The following is a 1,616-nucleotide window of genomic DNA, read 5'->3' on the forward strand; positions in this document are numbered from 1 at the left end:
GGCCGCAAGGGATATTTCACTGTTTACCGGAAAAACCGGCCAATTTATTTTTATCAGCTCCGCGTCCGCTTATCAAAAGCCGCCCGTCCGTTATCCGATCACGGAAAGCACGCCGCTCCGCAACCCTTTCTGGAGCTATTCCAGAAACAAAATCGCTTGCGAAGAGCTGTTTACGGCGGCGTACCTCTCCGAGGGTTTCCCTGTTACCATCATACGCCCCAGCCACACTTATAGTGAACGAAGCGTTCCGCTTGCCGTTCACGGGGAAAACGGTTCCTGGCAGGTTCTTCAAAGAATCCTTTCAGGGAAACCCGTCATCGTCCACGGCGACGGGCTGACGCTGTGGACGTTTACGCACGCGGACGATTTTGCGAAAGGGTTCTGCGGCCTGCTCGGCAACCCGCACGCGATCGGCGAAGCGGTTCACATTACAAGCGACGAAGCGATTACCTGGAACGACGCCTACGAGGCGATCGGCGCGGCTCTCGGCGTTAAGCCGAACCTGGTTCACATTCCGTCCGACTTCCTCGCGGCGTTCGACCCGGAGCTTCTCGGCAAGCTGCTGGGCGACAAGGCGTACTGCGGCGTGTTCGACAACACCAAGCTCAAGAGTCTGGTCCCGGGGTTTCAGGCTGAAATCCGGTTTGCCGACGGCGTGCGGCGCAGCGTGGAGTACCTTCGTTCCCACCCGGAGCTGCAAACGCCGGACCCGGAATTCGACGCGTGGTGCGACCGCGTCGTCGCGGCGCATTTCGCGGGGATGAAGGAACTGGGGAACGGGTAATCCCCAAAATATTACAAATTTGAAGAGGGACCCCGGATTTCCGGAGCCCCTCTTTGTATCGGAAAAGGAAAATAAGGAGCGCTCTAAATTGAACGTATAAGGTTCTGATAAGGGTTTGCGAAAAATGGCCCGAAAAAAGCAACCGACCATTTTTGCAAAAACAGATTGACAAAAAATGACATTGTGATCGTAGGAAATTATGAGTCTAATCTGTTATTAAATTTTGTCGGTTCGGGAACTATAGCCCCATCCGCAAATTAATTCTAAATGGAGTGTTATAACATGACAATCAACCCGTTATCCGCCACGCAAATAGCTTCCCTCATTGATTCCAAGAGCAAACCGAAGCAAGGGACAAGCTCCGCTTCTTTCGCAGAGAAACTGAACAGCGCTTCAAAAAGTAATCAGGATACCGTCCAGCTTTCCGAAAACCAATCCGGGCAAACGGCAAACATCACGGAGGCGGGGCGGAACTCGACCGGGACAAAAACTTTGACTGCCGCTCAAAAACAGTATCTGCGGGAAAAATATCATTTGGCGGATTCTTCCGGCCTGTCCGATTCCCAGTTAAACAGCCTTCTGGCCGACCTGACCAACGACGGCGCTTTGTCTTATCAGGATTACCGGAGAGCCCATATACGCGTGTGCGCTCTCTTGCCCTCAGGCGCTGTCTTTCCCTTAGGCACTCCTTTTCCTTCAGGAAAAACCTCCGGCAATTACGCGGGATATTACCAAAAGATCATTCAGGGGGAACAGGAGGGTGCCGATTATATCAAAGAAAATTACGGAATCGACCCTTCGGCCGATTACTACGACTGTATCAACGCGCATC

2 protein-coding genes are annotated in these 1,616 nt (G+C 52.7%); both read left to right on the forward strand.

Going from position 1 to position 1,616, the window contains the following annotated elements:
- Positions 1–784 (forward strand): NAD-dependent epimerase/dehydratase family protein (locus ACLQ3M_RS07465; RefSeq protein ID WP_411677073.1); only part of this gene is annotated, 784 nt, incomplete at its 5' end.
- A gap of 282 nt (positions 785–1,066) precedes the next feature.
- The coding region (locus ACLQ3M_RS07470) for a hypothetical protein (protein WP_411677074.1) at positions 1,067–1,616 on the forward strand (550 nt) is incomplete at its 3' end.

The sequence above is a fragment of the Caproicibacter sp. genome, from assembly GCF_046707225.1.
In the GTDB taxonomy this organism is placed as follows: Bacteria; Bacillota; Clostridia; order Oscillospirales; family Acutalibacteraceae; genus Caproicibacter.